The sequence below is a fragment of the Bacillus sp. Root131 genome (assembly GCF_001429475.1).
In the GTDB taxonomy this organism is placed as follows: Bacteria; Bacillota; Bacilli; order Bacillales; family Bacillaceae_G; genus Bacillus_A; species Bacillus_A thuringiensis_S.
This window is the reverse complement of sequence record NZ_LMJQ01000001.1, coordinates 2588965-2608649: the sequence shown is the minus strand read 5'-3', so window position 1 is coordinate 2608649 and position 19685 is coordinate 2588965. Positions and strand designations below refer to the sequence as shown.

Below are 19685 nucleotides of genomic sequence, written 5' to 3'. Positions count from 1 at the left end.
TACTCCTTTTCTACCCATCTATTCACATAGTGTTGCGATTTTGCAAAGAAATATTACATAAAAATGACATTCATAAGATTTCTTTAAAATTCTCGTTTCCGTTCATAATAAGAATGCTTACTTATACATTTATTTTATAAGGCAAACACTACTTAGGAGGTTTTCGATGCGAAAGAAAATTTGGTTTATATGCCTTGCATTATTTATTACTATGATTTTCACTTCATGTAATGCAACAAATGCAAATTCGAAAGGAAAAATTAAACTTGGTGTAACAAGTTGGAAAGAAAATATTGCAACTGCAAACATGTGGAAAGTTTTATTAGAAGAAAAAGGCTACAAAGTTGAGCTCATGTATTTAGAAAAAGCCGCAATTTGGACTGGTGTCGCTCGTGGTGATGTTGATGCGAATTTAGAAGTATGGCTACCCGTTACGGATAAGCCGCTAAACGATCGTTATAAAGATGATATTGTCTTAAAATCAAAATGGTACGAAGGTACTGGACTTGGTCTAGTCGTACCTTCCTATGTGAAAAATATTAACAGTATTGAAGACTTAAATGCTCATAAAGATGAATTAGATAATAAAATTGTCGGTATCGAACCTGGTAGTAGTCTTATGAATTTAACGAATAAAGCAATGAAAGAATATGATATAAAACTAAAACTTGTCCAATCCTCAGAAGCTGCGATGATGAGTGAATTAAAGAAAGCATATACGAAAAAGAAACCAATCGCTGTTACGCTTTGGAATCCGCATTGGGGTTTTTCAGAATTTGACTTAAAATATTTAAAAGACCCTAAGAAAGTATATGGTGAAAAAGATGACATTTATTACTCCGTTCGTAAAGGTTTCGAAAAAGATCACCCAGATGTTATAAAATACTTTGATAAATGGAAAATGACCGATGAACAACTTGGTACGTTAATGGTCATGTTAAATAAAACAAAAGATCCTGAAGAAGCTGCGCGAAAATGGATTAAAAAAAATCAAGCATTAGTTGATGAATGGGTAAAAGATTAATAAAAAGGCTAGAGAATTAACATATCCTCTAGCCTTTTTATCTTATTTTTTCGTAACAACATCATCTACAATTCCATATTCCTTAGCTTCTTCTGCGGTCATAAAATAATCTCTTTCTGTATCATGCGCTACTCTTTCAATCGGTTGGCCTGTTTTTTCTGCAATCATTTTATTAATATCATGCTTTAACTTTAATATCCTTTTTGCTGTTATTTCAATTTCTGTTGCTTGCCCCTGTGCACCACCAAGCGGCTGATGAATCATAATTTCACTGTTAGGGAGCGCAAACCGTTTTCCTTTTGCTCCTGATAATAATAACAATGCACCAAATGATGCCGCAAAGCCCATGCATAGCGTTTGTACATCTGGTTTAATTAAATTCATCGTATCTAATATTGCAAAACCTGCTGTCGTTGAACCTCCTGGGCTATTGATATATAAATATATATCTTTTTCTGCATCTTCTGCTTCTAAAAATAATAGTTGAGCTACGACACTACTCGCTACTTGATCATTAATTTCTGAACCGATAATAATAATGCGGTCTTTTAATAGCCTTGAATATATATCATAGGAACGTTCTCCTAATTTTGTTTGTTCTACTACATATGGAATTGCATTCATTTTAAATCCCCCCAATACTTGTTATGCAACGCAAAGCATACAACTGTAGGAAGAAGGTTCTTTTACACTAAATAATAAGACTGGCTGTTTAGATGGTAACTTAGTAAAATCTATTGTCGGAAGAAGTTTCGTTAACAATTCCGGTCTTTCCTCACGAATAGACGTTACAACAACTTCAATATCCTCTGTGAATTCGACTATCTCGATCCCTTCTTCACTTACAGTTTTCAGCCTATTTCTACTCCGAAATAAAGAAGCTTTCACTGCACCTTCTGATACAGAACACAATTTAGCAATATCAGCGATACTATATTGAAAAACATCTTTTAATAATAAAATTGCGGATTGCTGTACATTTAATGAAGACAATACTTTCCCTACCATTTCATGCAAATCTGCAATGTTCTCATGTGGTTCTTCAACAGTGATTTGTTCTCTTATTTTTTCATGAACAGACTTAGACTTCATCTGATCTAACCAACGATTTCTAGCTATTTTATAGACGAGTGTCATACAAATATCTTTATTTCTATATTTTTGAAGCACTTTACACACCGTTTCTTGGGCGAGATCTTCCCCATCCCATTTGTTTTTCGTTAAAAAAGTACAGTATCTTTTTAGCTCTCCATATTGTTCAATTAAAAAATTTATATTTGAATGATTCATATCGATATGATTCTTTAAAACATGAGTTACTTTTGTGCACAAAATAACCACTCCTTTTCAGCGCTTACTTAATAAACGATTCTACATTTAAAAAAGTTACGGGGGTATAAAAAAATAATGTTTATGTTCAAGAATTCGCGGTCATAAATATGTTATGTACAATTTTACGTGAGGAGGAACAAATTTGCCAAAATTAACAATTGAAGGTGCGGGAACTTTTGATGTGAAAGAAGGAACAAAGTTAGTATTAGCAATTGAAGATAGCGGTGTCAACATTCTCCATCGTTGCGGCGGGAATGCACGTTGCACGACTTGTAGAGTAGAAATACTAGCAGGTGATTTCTGTGAAGCGAGTGCGAATGAGAAACATGCAATGACGGAAAAAGGGATTGAAGATCATTTACGATTATCTTGTCAAATGCGTGTACATAAAGATATAGTCGTTCGTCCGGTACTTACAGTTGAAAATTCAAGTCTTGATGCTGGGCCACGTCCGGCGGAGTAAAGCGATGAATTTAAAACAACTCGCTGGCGAATATGCTGCTAACTTTGTAAATGATGGCATGAAGATTGGGCTTGGTACAGGTTCTACTGTATATTGGACAATACAAAAATTAGGTGAGTATGTAAAAGAAGGATTATCATTTCAAGCTGTACCGACATCAAAGGAAACTGAAGCATTAGCACAGCAACTAAATATCCCCCTAATTTCGTTAAACGACGTACAAAGTCTTGATCTTACAATTGATGGAGCGGATGAAATCGATTCAAATTTACAACTTATAAAAGGCGGTGGTGGTGCATTACTTCGTGAAAAAATCGTTGCCTCTTCCTCTAAAGAACTAATTATCATTGCTGATGAATCGAAACTTGTAACACATTTAGGTAATTTTCCATTACCTGTTGAAATCATCCCTTTTTCATGGAAACAAACCGAAAATAAAATTCAGTCTTTAGGGTGTCAAACAACATTACGTTTGAAAAATAATGAAACCTATATAACCGATAACAATAACATGATTATCGATTGTATATTCTCTAATCATATTTCTAATCCTGCCCATTTACACACCCAATTAAAAATGATTACTGGTGTAGTTGAAACAGGATTGTTTATAAGTATGACGAGTAAAGCAATTATCTGCACTAAAAATGGGATAAAGGAATTGTAATAAAAGCTGACTTTTTAAAGTTGGCTTTTTAGTATGTTCATCTTCTCTTAATAGCACTTTATTATGATATACTATGAAAACACAAGCTGATTACACTAGAAAGGACTGAACATTTTGCAATCCAAACTTATAACAGAACTTACTGATTTAGAAACTGCCTTTCACATTCGAAAAGAAGTATTTGTAAAAGAACAAGGTGTCCCTCTTGCAGATGAATTCGATATATTCGATGAAATCGGAGAGCAATGTAAACATATTTTAGTTTATTATCATGAGTTTCCTGTAGGCACAGGGCGTATACGATTTGTTGATGGTGTCGGAAAATTAGAACGTATTTGTATTTTAAAAGATTATCGTACATACGGATTAGGTAAAGTTATCATTCAAACGTTAGAAGAAATTGCTCGTAACGAACAAGTTACAAAAGTGAAGCTACACGGTCAAACACAAGCTGAAGGATTTTATAAAAAATTAGGCTATCAAACTTCTTCTGATATATTCATGGAAGATAGCATTCCACATATACTTATGACGAAAATGTTATCATAATAGAAAGGTGACTATATTGTTTATTCATATAGTCACCTCTCTGTATCTTATTCACTTGAAAGTCTCTTTAGTGAATATTCCAATGAAAGAACTTTTAACTTGAAAGCAAAGAACCTAGCATACATAGTCTTAAAACACCCTTAATGAAATTGGCATTCTCTAGTTTTCTATTCGCACTATATTCTGTTTGCTTTCACTTTAAAAAGAATATTTTATTAAACTCACTATGAATTGTTGTCTAAAATCTCTTGTCTTTCTTCTCTTATTTGACCGATTAATGAAACTACTGAACCAACCGCTTGAATCCAGCTCCCCGTAATCACTATAATCTGTCCATCCTCCTCATTTCCTTCCGAAATTTCTTCCACTTTATCCCGACTAGCTTTCAATTCATCTATTCCACCTATTGCCTGTAATGAATTTCCAGTCGCTTGTAACACATTCCCAACAATGTTATACGATTCATCTATGTCGGAACTATCCTCTAATTCACCACCTATTGATGTAATACCACCTAATGCTTGAATCCAATTCCCTGCAATCACTACTTTTTTTTGTGTATTATCTTCAAATTCTATAATGAGTCCTGTTAAAACCGTTACATTACCAATTGATTGGATTTCATTACCGATTTTTTCAAGAGATATTTCCCCTTGTCCATCAGCTTCTAGGCCGTTCCCTGTTGCCTGTAATACATTCCCCCATACGTTTAAATCTCTTCTTAATTCGTCATTCAATTTTTTAAAAGGTGTACTACCAACCGCAGCAATAATTGTCCCTACTGCAACAAACCAAGCACCAACTATCTCCTTAATCGGATCATCCATTTTCAATCTATCCCGTCATTAATTTACTACTTACAGGATATGAATTTATGCATCTCCATGTTAATAGCCTACTTCTCTCCATTTGAATAAAAATCAATATTTCTTTAATATTATAAATACATCTAGTGTGACATCCCTGTTTGCCGTTAGCTTTTGCTAACGGCTCATTTATTTTTTTCTTGCTTCTCGGAGAATTCTCTAAATACGTTTCCCAATACGTACACATTCTTTATTCCTCCTCGAATACAATACATAACTCAATATAATATCTATATATCGATTAGTTAAACTTGGCTAACTGCTCCTTTATTTATAGTAAAATTAAATTTCTATAATTTTTTTAAAAATCCATCTCGACATCCATAATTCCAAACATTTAAAATCAAAAATATAATTTTATCATCACAGGAAAATTTTCTGAATAACTTTCTTGTTAAAAAGTTTTCACCTTAAAATTTGACAAGCATATGTTATTGAATGGAGATTCTCCATTCATAAGATTCTTACCTTTCTTATCTAGAGCACACTTTAATGTGTGCTTATTTTTAGTTAGAAACTACAACATTCTCAAATAGTATGCATATCAAATTGTTTTTTCAATTATTTTCAAGAGCGGATATTATTCTTTAGTACAAGCACTCTTTCCTTTTAATTAATACTATATATTGATATCCCAAAGAAAGGAGAGCAAAATAATTATGGCTAATTATTTTTATAAAGATGGTAAAAAATATTATAAAAACCAATCGTATTCGAACGATCAAAAAAATAACTGTTTTATTGAAACTCATACGATAACTGGTTCTGAAGAAAATGCAAATGGAAATATACCTTTATCTGTTTTCCTTGAAACCACCGCTCCACAAACTGTATTTGAGGATTTCACAAACAATCATAATAAAACATTAATTCAGTTATTCGTTGTCGGGATGAGTGCACCCGTTCAAGTAACTATTCTAACAAGAAAATCTAGCCGCCCAATTACTACAACATTACAACCTGTTCAAACAAAAATATTTCAAGTTGAAGATTTTCAAAGTCTTACTTTTACGAAACAGGAAGGCCCTACTAGTATAGTTAGTTTATTTGTGCAAAAAACATTTTGTATTTGCTGTAACGATAATAAAGATTCGTGTGATGAATATCATCAAGATTGTAATTAATAGATTAACGCACCAAAAGAACCCGTTTTACAAAGGGTTCTTTTTATTTCACTCCATACATTTTCAAAAACATTTTAGAATCATACACAACGATTTTTCTATAAATCTCTCCTTTTCCCGCTATTTTATTAAAATAACACTTTAGTTTAATTAATTACGGGACTTATCATCATTGAATGAAGGGAAGTAAAATTTAGAAAAAAAGACGACGCTGAATACGTCGTCTTTTTTATAAATAGAAAAGCGAATTCTCAAGATTCCCTTTTGCATCAAAGCCCATCATCTCTTAGTTCATGCCTAGGTAAAGCTTACACTGTTTTCCATAATGATAATGCATAAATCCAGTTTGGATCACCATTTCCTTGATAACTCTGGACTGCTTCATATACTTTTCCTTCGTGTAGAACTCTATCTCCCTTTTTATATGCTTTTTTTGCATCCCACGCTTCATATGAAGCGCTTTCAGCTTTTGTAGTAATTGTGAATATATCACTCTGTACGGATTCATTTCCAGCTACATCAACAGCTTTCACTACATATTTATAAGTAGTATTAGCAAGCAGATTTTTATCCATATAAGAAGTTGTATTGGATGTTGCAATCTTTTTCATTAATCCTTCTATTTCTCTATAAATATCATAATGGTCTACACCAATGTTATCGTCAGATGGACTCCACATTAAATCCACACTTGATGCTGTCGTTCCCATACTATGTAATCCTTTTGGTTGTGTTGGTGCTTCTGTATCAGGAGTCGCAACTGTTGTTTTTACTGTAAGCGCTGTACTTTCTTTCGATACATTTCCAGCTGCGTCAATTGCTTTTACAGTATAAGAGTATTCTGTGCTTGGTTGTAATTTCTTATCAATAAAATGAGTGCCTAGTATTGTATCTATCATCTCTCCGTTACGGAAGATTTGATATCCTTTTACCCCTACATTATCCGTAGAAGAGTTCCATGTTAGTTCTACACTATTCGCTGTTACTTTTTTCGTCTGAAGTCCATTTGGAATACTTGGCGCTTCTATGTCTGGTTTCACATCATTAATAAGATTAACATCAATTACATTATAGAATGCATTTGCTGTATCAGCTACATCCCATACTGCTAAAATCACATGATATCCACTACGATCAGTAGGTACATTAATTTTATGAGTTAAATTATTTGAAGCTGCAGAACCATCGTGTTGCACAGTTCCAATTGGTTCAAAATCTGCTCTTGTTAGCGCTTTATTTGGATTCCATCCTTTTTTAGTAATATAGTAATGCCACTTACTCGTTAAGTGAGGCGCAGTATACTTCCAAGTAAATGTATTTTCCCCACCAGTGATTGTATTTTTAAACCAACGATTTGCTGTTTGTTGATCTAAAATACCACCAAATTTTCCGCCTGCTGAAGCAACTTGTCCATCTACTGGACCACCTTGTGGGAACCCTTTTGGAGCTTCTAAACTTTGTGGTTCATACATAACACTTCCGCAGTTTACATTTAGCGCACCATAAGTTGGACTACATAAAGCGGATCGGCTACCGGGCTTTTCAACAAAACCGTGCGCATAAGCATTTTGAGGAATAAGTGTCGTACTAATAATTCCAGCTGTTAATGCTACAGCTCCTAAACTTTTTTTGTTCATTTTCATGTTTTGTAGTTGTTTTAAAAATCGATTATTCATGTTCATGTCTCCTTCTTGTTATACTTTGTAGTGGAATGTGGGCTTTGATGTAAAAGAATAACAAGAGACAAACTTGTACCGATGTATGTATTAATTATGCATACACCGCAGTGAAAATATATTTTTTCCTTGTGAAATATTTCACTTTATGAATATATCATGACATAGAACTCGCCTAAGCATGTGCAGAAGTTGTGCAGAAACAGTGAAATTATTACTAACATATAAAACCACATCCTGAAATCATAAAGTAAAACTTTAATTAGTTGGGGTTTTACGGTCGGTTAATACGGGATAAAATAAAAGTGTGCAGCAGAAATTGTAGACTTAGTTCTCAAAATTCACATTTAGTATTTTCATTTTTTCCATTTAAACAATTCTTCTCTTCTTACAACAGAAAAGTGTCTATATCATTTAATATAGACACTTTTTTCATGTATAACTTTATATTTATTACTGACCTACAAATGTAAAAATTTCATCAACAGCTTCCTTATATCCACCCGATGTTCGGAATGATTCCTTCAAATTCAAAGCAGCCTCTTTATATGAAGGGTTATTTAAAATTAACTCCACACTTTCACGCAATTTCTCCACGGTTAATTCATTCATATGTAATTGAACTCCTGCTCCAAGACTCTCCACTTGCTTTGCGATTGCTGGCTGATCTGCACTTTGCGGTATTACAACGAGCAGAACCCCGTTATATAGTCCTTCATGCGTACTGTTCATCCCGCCGTGTGTAATAAATAGTTTCGTATAAGTAAGCAGTTCGGTTTGAGGCACATAGTGTTTCACAATGAAGTTTTTAGGAATTTCGCCTAGATTACTTATTTTCGTTTTATTACCAATAGACATAACAATTGTATGCTCATTATTCTCAAAGGCCTTCATACACAGTTTATAAAAGTCAATCGCTTCATTAAAAACAGTACCTAATGAAATATAAATCGGACTTTTTTCTTCAATTGAAGTAAAATCAACGTCTCTGTTTTTCACGTGTGCAGAGATAGATGGTCCTACAAATTTATATGTTTCATCAAACGTATCACCAAAAGGCTGGAACTCCTTAATTGTATACACAATAGTAAGGGGTGCAGGATTACAGAAAACTTCATACTGTGATTTTATTTCAACACCATATTTTTCAGCAATTCCCTTCGTTAAGTTTTGAAAATCATTCTGTATTTTATCATGAATTTCTACTGGAATATTTTTTGACAGATGACCTAACATTTGTTCAAAAGATTTTTCATCCTGCGCAAAAGATGTACATGAATTTATGGATGGCAGTTTAAGAATTTGAGCAATTAAGTGCCCACAGCCAAACATAGAATCATGAATTATGTAATCAAAATGTTCACCTTCAATTTGTTCTAGAACACTAGGTATAACAATATCCGCTGTATGTAGAAGACCGTTTATTCTTTCCTGTAAATAATTTCTGCCTCCAGATAGAAACGCTTTTATAAATTTTTGGTCATCAATCGTTCGTACAGTAGCACCTGTCTTTTCAATCCGCTCCCTGAAAGCTTCTATTGAGAAATAAACGACCTCTTCACCGCGAGAAATCAATTCTTCTACAACCGGTAAAGTTGGATTTATATGTCCTTCTGATCCAGCGTTAATACATAAAACACGCGCCATTATAAACACTCCTTACGTTAAATCATTTCTATGTTAGCAAGAGTATGGATTCTCTCCATACTCTTTTCTTTGTTGTTCGTATCATATTCCTGCTAAATTGACCTAGCAAGTCTAAAACCGAGATCTTCTATATGAAATGTGGGATGGCTTCGGCGACGACAAGTAGCGCCGCAACCTCTCGCTGCCTCCGCCCAACTACCTCCACGAAAAATGCGGTATGATCCGTATACTTTTTCATCATACAAATCATAGCACCATTCCCAAACGTTCCCTAGCATATCATAAAGTCCCCATGCATTCGGTTCCTTTTGGCCAACGTCATGAATTTGTCCATTTGAATTTTCATTATACCACGCTATATCAAGAAGTTTCCCGTATGTATATCCGGTTGTACTTGCTTTACATGCATATTGCCACTCTGCCTCAGATGGTAATCGGTAGCCATTCGAATCTAAATTACATTTCACAATTTGACCAACATCACTAATAGAATAATATTCTTTTAATCCCGCTATTTTTGAAAGTACATTACAAAACGCAATGGCATCGTTCCATGAAATATTTACAACTGGTTTATGATTTTTTTCAAAATTATTTAATGTACTATTTGTAATAGCATCATATAGTTCCATTGTTACAGCATACTTTGCAAGAAGAAATGGTTGAATTTGTACTAGCCATTCTTTTTTTATTCGATCATCTCTTAATACTACCTCTCCAGCTGGAATATTGACCATTAATGAATCGATTAGTTGAATTAAATCGTTAGTCATTTTCTATTCCTCCAAACGTTCATTTTATATGAACTTATAGTCATATACTCATTACAAAATACAATTTTCAAAAAGCGTTAAATTTTTCATAATAAAAAACGATTAGTTTTATTAAACTAATCGGTAAGATCCACAAAGAATTTTTGTGTTACATTCTATTATTATATGTGCTCTAAAAATTTCCGAACCTCATTTGGAGATTTTAAAACAATAACCTTTTTCTCTTCGGGCAATTGCTCTAACTCTTTTAAAATTGTAGGTCGTTTAGCATTAGGATATTCCCATATCCATTTAAAAAATTGCAAATCAAATCTTTCTTCACACCCCGCGCCCATATCTGGTCTTGTTTTATTTCGGTATTTTACAATTCTTTTAAAAGCACGATAAATACAAATTGTTCTATGAATATCAAGGAAAATAATTGTATCAGCTGCATTCAGTCTGATACCCATCGTCCCGCCATAATTCCCATCAATAATCCACTTCTCATCTTTAATTAAGTTATTTTGAACTGTTATTTGTTCTTCTCTCGGAACACCTTCCCAATTCGGTTTCCAAAATAATACATCAAGATGATGCACCTTAATATTTAATTTATTTCCTAACTGTCTTGCTAGTGTAGATTTTCCTGAACCACCAGAACCAATTAATATTATTTTTTTCATACCTTTACGATACCTTCTATAACTTCTTCAATATCTTCCTTATTAGCAAAGATCCAGAAGAACATTTCTTCATTTAACTTTAATAAATCTGGTAACTGGACAAAATAAGCAATAAAGATAATTTGAATTGAAAGCATAACATACCAAATAGCTTTTAGTTCTTCTTTCGTTAAATCATTTTGTTTATAATAACCTTCAAAGACTTTGCTAACGATATGTAACCATTTTCCTCTTAATCTTTCATCACTAAATACCTCGCTTAATACACTTGTACAGCAATAACATATATCAAATATTTTTACATTATTTTCTAAAATATCGAAATCTATAAACCCTTCCAGTTTATCATCTTTAAAGATTACATTTGATAGATGCATATCACGATGAATAATTTGTCTCGGTAATGGATGGACCGTTTCCTTGAAATCTGTGTGCATTCGCTCCATCTTTTGAATTACCTCTCGATGAACATACTCATTCTTTTCTAAAATTGGTATAGCCCATTCAAATACCGTCTTATATAAATTTCTTTTTATTAACTCATGATCACTATTCACCGAATATAATGCTTTGTGCAGATTAGCTATTTCTTCTCCAATTGTACTTGCTAGCCTTTCCAGCTTATCCGTATCTTTTATTTCTAAAACACTTCCGGCAACATACTCATATAAGCAATAATATTTTTCTTTATATAATACATATTGTTCATCATTTTCTGTCTTTACTACTCTCTGTACTTTAATTCCCTTTTCATACAGTTGATCCAAAACATCGAATTCAACTAGAAGTTGGTCTATCGATCCCGTTCTCTTTAAAATATACTCTTTATTCTTGCATATAACCTTCGCTACTTTTGGTTGCATTACAGTAGCTGTGACATGTTCATTTTGAAACCAAAACTTTGCAATTTCCAGTGCTTGTTCCATTTACAAATACTCCTTTTACAATTCTTATTTCTTCCGAAAAATAACCTCACACAGTATTCCCACTCCAACACCAATTGTATAAGCCACTAAATCACTCCACAAAAAACCGTATCCCAACACGAGTCCACCCAAAGTCGTTGCACGCATGCTATCTATCCATTCAGCATGATACAATTGGCTCACTTCAATCCCGTAGCAAAACATTAAACTAATAAAAGACAACTTCTTCGTCTCTGTTTTAAGAAACAAAAATCCAAAGCCAGTGAAAATCATTAATGCCCATAAAGCATCGCCTAAGTAATCATTTAATAGATGTGGTAGTGCAAAAGAAAACTTCCTTGAGCTAAGACCTAAAATAATAACAACTATAGTAAATAGTGCATATAATACTCTATTTCGTTTCGTATTCATTTTAAAGTCTCCTAATATATAATGTATAACTGTAAATAGCTAGTAAAATAAAGTTATTTTACTAGCTATTTATTAGTTGCTTTTATGATAAGAAAATGTGGATTCATATTTAGATAATAATATGATTTTTCGTCTACTTCTTTCATCTTTTCAACTGCCTTCGGTTCCACTATCTCTTCTAATACAAAATAATTTGTAGTTTCATTTATTATGTCTTGTAGTGACCTTCTGAAAAACTTGACTTCAATAGTAATATTCGGTTTAACCCAAGTATCTATTAATAACTGTTTTTCAAAATAATTTTCACATGGAAACTTTGTGAAATCCATAAAAGGATGATGAATAGAATAAATAAGTTCTCCATCTGGCTTCAGTACACGACGAAATTCTTGAAATACTTGATTCCAATTTTCTAAGTAATGAAGAGTTAACGAACTTACAATCACATCATACGTACTATCTTCAAATGGCAATGTTTCTTGCAGATCATGACAAAGGAACGTTGCTTCTTCTCCTATATTTTCTTTTGCTGCTTTTACCATTTCAGGACTTATATCAATTGCTGTAACATTTGCTCTTCTTCCTATGAATTGAGAAGTATACCATCCAGCTGCACATCCAGCATCTAGTATCTTTTTTCCTTCTAGTTCCTTTGGAATAAGCTCCATCATCGCCGGTCTTTCATAATAACTGTTATATGGATTTGCGAAATCTAGATTTTCTTTATATGTACTCGCTAATTTATCATACGTATCTTTAATCGAATCTTTCATTACACACACTCCTAATACATATTAATTCATTAACTCCTGCTGCTTTTTCTTTGAAAATGATTGTAGTACTAAATCATACGACCAATCAATCATTTTATTTATTTGCTCCTGTTCTATACCCTTACGAATATAAACGGTATTCCAATGTTTTTTATTCATATGATACCCTGGAATAATTGTTTCTGGATAATCTTCTCTTATTCTTAATGCGACTTCTGGATCACACTTCAATGTAATCGCAGCTTTTTCACCTTCTTCATGATTTACTATCGCAAATATTTTATTATTAAGCCTCATACATGTTGCACTCCAACCATCTGGAGAATCTTCTGTCGCTTTTCTTTTCGATAAACAGTACGCTCTTGTTGCATTCATTTTAATTGGCACCTCTTATTCTTTCCCTGTTTGATTACGATGCATCACAATTTGCTTCGTTGCTTGAAATTGTTGCTCACCATAAAACTTTATTAGCTTCTCTCCGCAAAATAGACTAACAATATCAATATGAGATATTTCTCGAAGTAATATTGTAAGCATCTTCTCTCCAATACCTTTATTTCTTACACTCTCATGTATGACAACATCTTCAATGTATGCTCGAAAAACACCATCAGAAACGACTCTAGCAAATCCAATTAATTCATTTTCTTCCCATACTCCAATTGCTATACTATTCTTTAACATTATTTCAATATCGACTTCTTTTCTTTCTGGCCACCAACCGACAGAATCATAAAGTTTTTTTATTTTTTCTGCACAGACTGGTTGTTCTTGTTGCAATTTATACGTGTACATATGCTTTCTCCCATCAACCAGTATACATAATATTATTATCCCGCTATTTGCCGTGCAGTAAGACCCCACCTCAAAATTCAGCAAAAGCAAAGAAGTTTGGTGGGATCCGGCTACCCGTAAAACCCCCACTGATTAAAGTTTCACTTTATAATCTCTTTTCAAAAAAGTGCTGACTATGACCTTTCGGGTGATCTTCAACGACACCATACTCCCTGTAACCGTGCTTTTTATAAAATTCTGGTGCTTGGAAACTAAATGAATCTAGCAATATTAATCTACACCCTTTTTCCTTCGCAATACCTTCAATTTCATGTAAAAGTTGGCTACCATAACCGTCATGACGAACTGATTCATCAACCCATAAAAAGTCGATATGAAGGTGATAAAAATACATCGTACCTGTTACGCCACCAAAAATTTTTCCTTCTTCATTTTTTACTACGAGGCTTACTTCTTCCATCGTCTGTCTTGCCTCATCTGTTAAGATGGACATATTATATTGAATAACTTTATTTTTAATATATTCTCCTTCAGTGCGTGTACCGTTCTTTATATGTTTCATATATATTGCTTCCTTTCAGCTCAGTAAGCTACATTTTATTTTTTCTCTTTAAAATACTAATACATACGAATCCACCATATGTAACAAAGCATGAAAAGCCAATTATCCCTGGTACAGAGACATAGCCTATCCTTATGTAACTTATAACTGCGAAACAAGTGATAGACAATAAAATAGATGGCCAAAATATAAGAGCTGTTTTTCTTCGCCCTCGTTTCGATTTACTTTCTTTCTTTTCAGAAACACGTGTACCAAAAAGCAATACAATACAAATAAGGATTGCTGCAAAGTAAATTGTATCTAATGACAAATTGTGATTAGATAGTGCGATTCCAACTTCAAGAGCAATAATCGTTAAAATTAAAATAATGATTGTTGAAGTCTTTAAGTTTCTTTTCAACCGCTCACTCCTAGCATGTTTTCACTATATTCTTTGTATATGTACTTTAAAACTACTGCAAAAGCTTCATCTACCTCTTTATTTTCACGTCGATTCGGTAAATCTTTTCCCCCAATCACATAAAGAAGCGGAAATTCGTTAAACATTCCTATTATACCAATATTTATTGTAGCTGTGAGCAATCCACCTGTCATATGAGCTAAATGATAATATGGGATTTCTTCATACTCTCCTTGTTGTCTTACCATGCCACTAATAATTGGTTCCCATAATTCTGGTTCTGATTTATAACCTTGAAAGGTTTGTATCAAAAGGGCAAGAACTTCATTTAAGTCTCCAATATTTTTCTCATCTCTAGCATTCTCTTGTATATGAATTTTTGAAAAGTACGTTTGTACATACATTTTCACAGCATCCCATCCACCACAGTGCATTACAACTGACTGTGCAACGTAACTATCATGACAAGCTATCATTACCTCGACCGCTTGACTAAGTGTTAAAGAAGTTCTTCCTTGTAAATGCGGATATAACTGCGTACTATCTTCATGCGGATTAAATTTAATGTGATGAAGTATATCATTCCAATTATGTTTATTTTCCTTCACCATTTGTGCTACTACAAATCCAATAACTAATTTTGCTGCTGATGCTAACGGAATATTTAATTCACTATTATATGAAGCAACTATACGATTGTTTTTTGTAGAATAAATTTCCATTCCCACATAATTAGATTGTACCTCTTTTATTTTATTTATGACAGTTTCCATTTCCATCCCTCTTTTCATATCGTTATATTAACTTCTAATAATTCAATATTGAATATAAAAAACCTTTTCATCAGCTATTAAAATAAGAAAAAGGTAGCATGAATTTTTTCTTGCTACCGAAAAATATTTATTCTTCTATAGGATTTTCAGGACCGTTAAGCTCCAGCTGATAAAAAGCTAAATCTAGCCATTTATTAAACTTATAACCAGCTTTTTTTATTGTCCCTGCATGAACAAATCCATAGTTTTGATGCAAGGCAATACTTTTCTCATTCTCTGCATCAATTCCAGCAATTAAGGTCATATACTCTCGTTCCTTCGCAATTTTAATTAATTCTTTCATGAATAAAGACCCAATGCCATTTTTTCTATATGTCTTATCTACATACACAGAATGTTCAACTGAATATTTATAAGCAGGCCACGCTCTAAATGGGCCGAATGTCGCAAATCCTACTACTTTATTATCTAATTCGTATATAAAAATTGGATACCCTTCGGCCTTTTTTTGTTCATACCAATCTATTCTATTTTCAAGGGTTACAGGTTTATACGCATATACAGCTGTTGTATAAAGTATCGCATCGTTATAAATATCTAAAATGTATGCTAAATCTCTTTTCGTTGCTTCCCTTATCATTGTTTTCTTCCTTTCATCATGTTCATCTTATTTCACTATCTTTTTAATAGTTTTATTTTACCGAAATTTCCGATTTTTATCTACGTACGAATACTAGCTTTTCGGAAACCATCAAATATATTTATTGCAGCAGATAACGTATAGAAGAAAATTCCTCCCCCAATGAGCCACGTTTTAAACTCCTCTGTGGAAATAGTAAATGCATTTGCCAAATACGTAATAAATCCTGTGTTAAATAAATGTGGATTTACTACAATTACAATGAATACTATCGTCCCAGCTACTTGAAGAATAGCATTTCCAATCGCCAATCTTTGCGTCCATTTTCCTTGCACTAATTTATAAAGGGATATACCTATTTCAAAAACGATCATAATTACAACAATTGGCCAGTACTGCAGTAAAACATCTTGATTAAAAGTTGGCGAGACAAACTTCAGTCCATTTTCCGTACCATTGTATACGCCAACGAGATGATTCGCATAGAAGTAAAGTGTAGCCCATATTGCCGTCCACATTAGACCTCCAAACACTTCAAACTTTGAGATCGCCTTTTTCTTCGGGATATACGCAATATTTTTCAAATCATCTGGCGTCCATTTTTTTAAACTTGTTGTTAATGGTTGTGGGTCCTTTTCTTTATCCGTTCTTTCTATAACAGCAAACACAACTGTCAGCCAGAAAAATACTTGGAAACCTACTTCAAACGTTCTTCCAATGCCTTCACCTATCAATTTTAAAATAACATTTAATACAGCCTGATCACCACTATAACTAATAAAATTTTCTGCAACCATTGAAATAAGCGCAATTACAACTGCGATTGGTAAGATCATTTTTAATAATGTCATATATACATCAAAATAACGTGGTCCAATTAAATGCATTGGTCTATCCAAGTATCCATTAGCTAATGCAACTGGACTTCCCAATTTTTCAAGAACTCTTTTTTCATCATCTTCATTATAATCATCCGGTAACATATCCTCGATTGTTGACCGTAGTTCAAGAATAATATCTTCACGATTTTTTTCAGGTAATCTCTTCGCTACTTCCTCGACATAAATATCAATTAAATTCATTCTTGTCCTCCTTTAATAAGTTATAAAGTTCCTTCGAATCCTTTATCCATTCCTTTTTTAACTGCAAAAATATCTCTAATCCGTATTCACTTAAAACGTAATACTTACGCGGTCTACTCTCCGTTTTATCCCAACTACTCGTCACTAGCTCTTGCTTTTCTAATCGGCGAAGTAGTGGATATAAAGTACTTTGATCGATTGTGATCCCTGATTTCTCCAATAATTGGACAAGTGAATACCCATACTGCGGTGTTCTTAACTGGCTTAAAACCGCTAATGTTAATGTTCCTCTTCTTAGTTCAGTAATTAACGAATTTAATAAAGCATCCATTCACTCACCTCTTTTCCATTACTATATGTCATACAGTATATGTTTTATACTATGTATCGTACAGTATTAGTGTGATAAAAACAATATTTTTTACAAAAAAACGGATAATAAAACACACTAACTATATGATTTGCGCTTTTCTCACTAACATATATAACATACTTATCTTTTTTAATCAGTGGGGGTTTGGTTCATTCCCCACTGATTATCAGCCCTCACCAATCGAGCTGTCTGTTAATGCGGGATAAACTCTCCGTTTTCTTTATGCAATGGAACAACCTCTACAATCGCCTCAACATTAATTACTCCGTAAACATGCGGATATTCTTGACCGTTAGAAGCAAGTTCATATTTTACTTCTGCTTTTAATAGGGCTGGATCAATTGTAAGTAATAAAACATCTTCTTCATGCTTGAAATATTTTTCTGCAACTTTTAAAGCTTGATCTACTAATGAACAATGAATAAATCCCTCTTCTATAAGTGAATCTTCATTAATTTCTCCAATTATTTTTGCGATTTCCCAATTACTTTTCGTAATTACTTTTGTAATCATAGTAACTCTCCCTTTTTAATTTATGTAATGATATAATAACACTAAATTTTCAACACGTTCTTAATAGATTGGGGGACTTATAATACATAAACCTCACACTGCATTACAAACCATTATTATAAATATGAATACAAATGAACATTGGCATGATTTTATTTGTTACTGTCAGCATCGCGAAGCGGGACTTCGAAAATTAGCTTATAAACATTTAGAGACATTTATTTCAAATGCAAAGAAATGGGAATCAAAAGATCAAGAAGAGTTTGCCATTTCGCTGTTTACTATTTTAGATGCATTAAACGAAAAAGATGAGGTCTTAACTTTCTCACTAAATAGTTTTCTAATTGATATTCTATATAGATGGACAGAAAACAATCCGATTGATTCAAGACCTTTTAGATGGATAGGAATTTATATGGACTCTAGCAATAAAGAAGACGATTTAGAAAAATCCCTTCGAAAAGCGATTGAATTAGGTGGTTATACCGAACAAAAAGCCATGATATACCTAGTTTCTAATTACATCAATACTTTAGAATTTGGTACAAATGAATTCCCTTCAGGTTATTGCGGAGATTTAAGCGAATGTATAGAAAAACTTCCCTATATGCTGCAATTAATTAATAGAATTCAGAATAAGAACATAAAGAAGCTACACATTGGTCAAATACAAGTACAACTACACCTTATTCTAGATTGGTTAAAACATACACAAATTCCAGTAGATGCCGTTCGTATACGGGAAAAAGGACAAACTAAGGAATTAGAAAAGGTCATTGTATATTATTTATACAACAGCTCAAGTCGTTAATTCATCTTGTACAGAGATAATGAATTTGTTTAAAAAACGCCAGTCATGTTATTCAAAAATCGGGTTATATAACGGAATAAATTATTGTAAAAATTAGAAACATTTGAAATAATCGTTATTAAGTTGAAGCAGAGCGAATGCAGAAAAAGGTGATACGACTTTTTCTTACTTAAGAATCGCGAAACAGTTAAAAATTTTAATTAATTATATTCCGAAAGGGTGTGTGTAGTATCTTATCAACTAATGTTTTTACTTATAAATCTAAGGATGGAAAAACAGTAATAATTAGAGAAGCTAAAGAACAGGATGCAGAAAGAATACTAGATTCTGCTTCAAAAGCTTTAATAAACGCTCCATACACGCTAAGTACGGTTGAGGATGTAAAAAAGGTGCGTATCGATGCTATTCAAAAAACGTTAAAAGCTTATCATGAAAATCCAAATTATGTACAGTTTATTGCTGAAGTTGATGGTAAGTTAGTCGGTGCAATAGATTTTAAGAACGGAAACAAAGAAAAAATTAGTCATCAAGGGGCTTTTGCGATGACCATACTACCTGAATATCGAAATTATGGTATTGGAAGAGCTCTTCTAGAAACGTTAATCAATTGGGCTAAAAATAACAGTAAGATTGAAAAAGTTTGTCTTGAGGTAATGGAAGATAATCTAGGTGCAATCCAGTTATATAAGAATCTAGGCTTCTTTGAAGAGGGTAGAAAAGCAAAGGGTGTAAAATTGGATGATAGCTATCAAAATTTAATATTAATGGCTTTATTCGTTTAAAATTGAACATTATTCAACAATGGGCGATATTGTTGAATAAAACTTAGATTTTCAAACG

The 19685-nt window shown here is 32.9% G+C and carries 27 protein-coding genes; 7 read left to right on the top strand and 20 right to left on the bottom strand.

All coding sequences use genetic code 11. The annotated features are described in order from the left end of the window. Window positions 1–166: 166 nt before the first annotated feature. Complete coding sequence (locus ASE54_RS13110) at window positions 167–1024, top strand: glycine betaine ABC transporter substrate-binding protein (RefSeq protein WP_001227626.1); 858 nt, start codon at window positions 167–169, stop codon at window positions 1022–1024. 42 nt (window positions 1025–1066) lie between these two features. On the opposite strand, the gene clpP is transcribed toward ASE54_RS13110, so the two are convergent. Next, the gene (gene clpP / locus ASE54_RS13105; RefSeq protein WP_000991620.1) at window positions 1067–1648 is read right to left on the bottom strand and encodes an ATP-dependent Clp endopeptidase proteolytic subunit ClpP; all 582 of its coding nucleotides are present in this window, start codon (window positions 1646–1648) and stop codon (window positions 1067–1069) included. A 21-nt stretch (window positions 1649–1669) separates the two neighbouring features. After that, a complete protein-coding gene (locus ASE54_RS13100) occupies window positions 1670–2356 on the bottom strand; it encodes an RNA polymerase subunit sigma-70 (protein WP_000337517.1) in 687 nt (228 codons plus the stop codon). Between the two features lie 142 nt (window positions 2357–2498). On the opposite strand from ASE54_RS13100, the gene ASE54_RS13095 reads away from it, so the two are divergent. From ASE54_RS13095 to ASE54_RS13085, 3 genes are all read left to right on the top strand, one after another. Further along, the gene (locus ASE54_RS13095) at window positions 2499–2819 is read left to right on the top strand and encodes a 2Fe-2S iron-sulfur cluster-binding protein (protein ID WP_001125391.1); all 321 of its coding nucleotides are present in this window, start codon (window positions 2499–2501) and stop codon (window positions 2817–2819) included. Window positions 2820–2823: 4 nt separating this feature from the next. Beyond that, window positions 2824–3486, top strand: a complete 663-nt coding sequence (gene rpiA / locus ASE54_RS13090) for a ribose 5-phosphate isomerase A (RefSeq protein ID WP_001049995.1) — start codon at window positions 2824–2826, stop codon at window positions 3484–3486. Between the two features lie 114 nt (window positions 3487–3600). Continuing rightward, window positions 3601–4035: a GNAT family N-acetyltransferase gene (locus tag ASE54_RS13085; RefSeq protein WP_001190875.1), complete on the top strand. Its 435-nt coding sequence runs from the start codon at window positions 3601–3603 to the stop codon at window positions 4033–4035. Window positions 4036–4259: 224 nt separating this feature from the next. Here ASE54_RS13085 and ASE54_RS13080 read toward each other — a convergent pair whose 3' ends face one another. Continuing rightward, entirely contained in the window at window positions 4260–4862 is a 603-nt protein-coding gene (locus ASE54_RS13080) for a hypothetical protein (protein ID WP_000342605.1), read from the bottom strand. 7 nt (window positions 4863–4869) lie between these two features. Then, the gene (locus ASE54_RS13075) at window positions 4870–5088 is read right to left on the bottom strand and encodes a hypothetical protein (RefSeq protein ID WP_000337734.1); all 219 of its coding nucleotides are present in this window, start codon (window positions 5086–5088) and stop codon (window positions 4870–4872) included. Window positions 5089–5560: 472 nt separating this feature from the next. Between ASE54_RS13075 and ASE54_RS13070 the strand changes: the two genes are divergently transcribed. After that, window positions 5561–6025, top strand: coding sequence for a hypothetical protein (locus ASE54_RS13070; protein WP_000024965.1), 465 nt, complete (start codon window positions 5561–5563; stop codon window positions 6023–6025). 308 nt (window positions 6026–6333) lie between these two features. On the opposite strand, the gene ASE54_RS13065 is transcribed toward ASE54_RS13070, so the two are convergent. The 16 genes from ASE54_RS13065 to ASE54_RS12990 form a co-directional block, all read right to left on the bottom strand. Beyond that, window positions 6334–7701 carry a lytic polysaccharide monooxygenase gene (locus ASE54_RS13065; protein ID WP_014895274.1) on the bottom strand — a complete coding sequence of 456 codons (1368 nt, stop codon included), beginning with the start codon at window positions 7699–7701 and terminating at the stop codon, window positions 6334–6336. 453 nt (window positions 7702–8154) lie between these two features. After that, window positions 8155–9348 carry a macrolide family glycosyltransferase gene (locus ASE54_RS13060; RefSeq protein WP_000124872.1) on the bottom strand — a complete coding sequence of 398 codons (1194 nt, stop codon included), beginning with the start codon at window positions 9346–9348 and terminating at the stop codon, window positions 8155–8157. A gap of 92 nt (window positions 9349–9440) precedes the next feature. Further along, complete coding sequence (locus ASE54_RS13055) at window positions 9441–10121, bottom strand: SUMF1/EgtB/PvdO family nonheme iron enzyme (RefSeq protein ID WP_000180349.1); 681 nt, start codon at window positions 10119–10121, stop codon at window positions 9441–9443. A 161-nt stretch (window positions 10122–10282) separates the two neighbouring features. After that, window positions 10283–10786: a DNA topology modulation protein gene (locus tag ASE54_RS13050; RefSeq protein WP_000720571.1), complete on the bottom strand. Its 504-nt coding sequence runs from the start codon at window positions 10784–10786 to the stop codon at window positions 10283–10285. Further along, complete coding sequence (locus tag ASE54_RS13045; protein ID WP_000434085.1) at window positions 10783–11712, bottom strand: phosphotransferase; 930 nt, start codon at window positions 11710–11712, stop codon at window positions 10783–10785. The genes ASE54_RS13050 and ASE54_RS13045 overlap by 4 nt, the downstream gene beginning before the upstream one ends. Before the next feature lie 24 nt (window positions 11713–11736). Then, window positions 11737–12123 (bottom strand): DUF2809 domain-containing protein, encoded by a 387-nt coding sequence (locus ASE54_RS13040; protein WP_001093452.1) that lies wholly within the window; start codon window positions 12121–12123, stop codon window positions 11737–11739. Between the two features lie 65 nt (window positions 12124–12188). After that, window positions 12189–12896 carry a class I SAM-dependent methyltransferase gene (locus ASE54_RS13035; RefSeq protein WP_000655259.1) on the bottom strand — a complete coding sequence of 236 codons (708 nt, stop codon included), beginning with the start codon at window positions 12894–12896 and terminating at the stop codon, window positions 12189–12191. 21 nt (window positions 12897–12917) lie between these two features. Next, entirely contained in the window at window positions 12918–13271 is a 354-nt protein-coding gene (locus ASE54_RS13030) for an MmcQ/YjbR family DNA-binding protein (protein ID WP_000994625.1), read from the bottom strand. A 15-nt stretch (window positions 13272–13286) separates the two neighbouring features. Then, a complete protein-coding gene (locus ASE54_RS13025; RefSeq protein ID WP_000288980.1) occupies window positions 13287–13691 on the bottom strand; it encodes a GNAT family N-acetyltransferase in 405 nt (134 codons plus the stop codon). A gap of 145 nt (window positions 13692–13836) precedes the next feature. Then, complete coding sequence (locus ASE54_RS13020) at window positions 13837–14253, bottom strand: GNAT family N-acetyltransferase (RefSeq protein WP_000680538.1); 417 nt, start codon at window positions 14251–14253, stop codon at window positions 13837–13839. A gap of 28 nt (window positions 14254–14281) precedes the next feature. Next, entirely contained in the window at window positions 14282–14653 is a 372-nt protein-coding gene (locus ASE54_RS13015) for a hypothetical protein (protein WP_000827988.1), read from the bottom strand. Then, window positions 14650–15426 carry a serine hydrolase gene (locus tag ASE54_RS13010; RefSeq protein WP_000450757.1) on the bottom strand — a complete coding sequence of 259 codons (777 nt, stop codon included), beginning with the start codon at window positions 15424–15426 and terminating at the stop codon, window positions 14650–14652. The genes ASE54_RS13015 and ASE54_RS13010 overlap by 4 nt, the downstream gene beginning before the upstream one ends. Before the next feature lie 127 nt (window positions 15427–15553). Continuing rightward, window positions 15554–16066 carry a GNAT family N-acetyltransferase gene (locus tag ASE54_RS13005; protein ID WP_000617519.1) on the bottom strand — a complete coding sequence of 171 codons (513 nt, stop codon included), beginning with the start codon at window positions 16064–16066 and terminating at the stop codon, window positions 15554–15556. 80 nt (window positions 16067–16146) lie between these two features. After that, window positions 16147–17148 (bottom strand): hypothetical protein, encoded by a 1002-nt coding sequence (locus ASE54_RS13000; protein ID WP_001048843.1) that lies wholly within the window; start codon window positions 17146–17148, stop codon window positions 16147–16149. Continuing rightward, the gene (locus ASE54_RS12995) at window positions 17135–17479 is read right to left on the bottom strand and encodes a PadR family transcriptional regulator (protein ID WP_000339346.1); all 345 of its coding nucleotides are present in this window, start codon (window positions 17477–17479) and stop codon (window positions 17135–17137) included. Before ASE54_RS12995 ends, ASE54_RS13000 begins: the two co-directional genes overlap by 14 nt. Before the next feature lie 234 nt (window positions 17480–17713). Then, window positions 17714–18034, bottom strand: coding sequence for a DUF952 domain-containing protein (locus ASE54_RS12990; RefSeq protein ID WP_000629079.1), 321 nt, complete (start codon window positions 18032–18034; stop codon window positions 17714–17716). Window positions 18035–18158: 124 nt separating this feature from the next. On the opposite strand from ASE54_RS12990, the gene ASE54_RS12985 reads away from it, so the two are divergent. Both ASE54_RS12985 and ASE54_RS12980 read left to right on the top strand, forming a co-directional pair. Continuing rightward, entirely contained in the window at window positions 18159–18845 is a 687-nt protein-coding gene (locus tag ASE54_RS12985; RefSeq protein ID WP_001095278.1) for a hypothetical protein, read from the top strand. Between the two features lie 221 nt (window positions 18846–19066). Continuing rightward, on the top strand, window positions 19067–19627 hold the full coding sequence (locus tag ASE54_RS12980) for a GNAT family N-acetyltransferase (protein WP_000337120.1): 561 nt from the start codon (window positions 19067–19069) through the stop codon (window positions 19625–19627). Window positions 19628–19685: the final 58 nt, after the last annotated feature.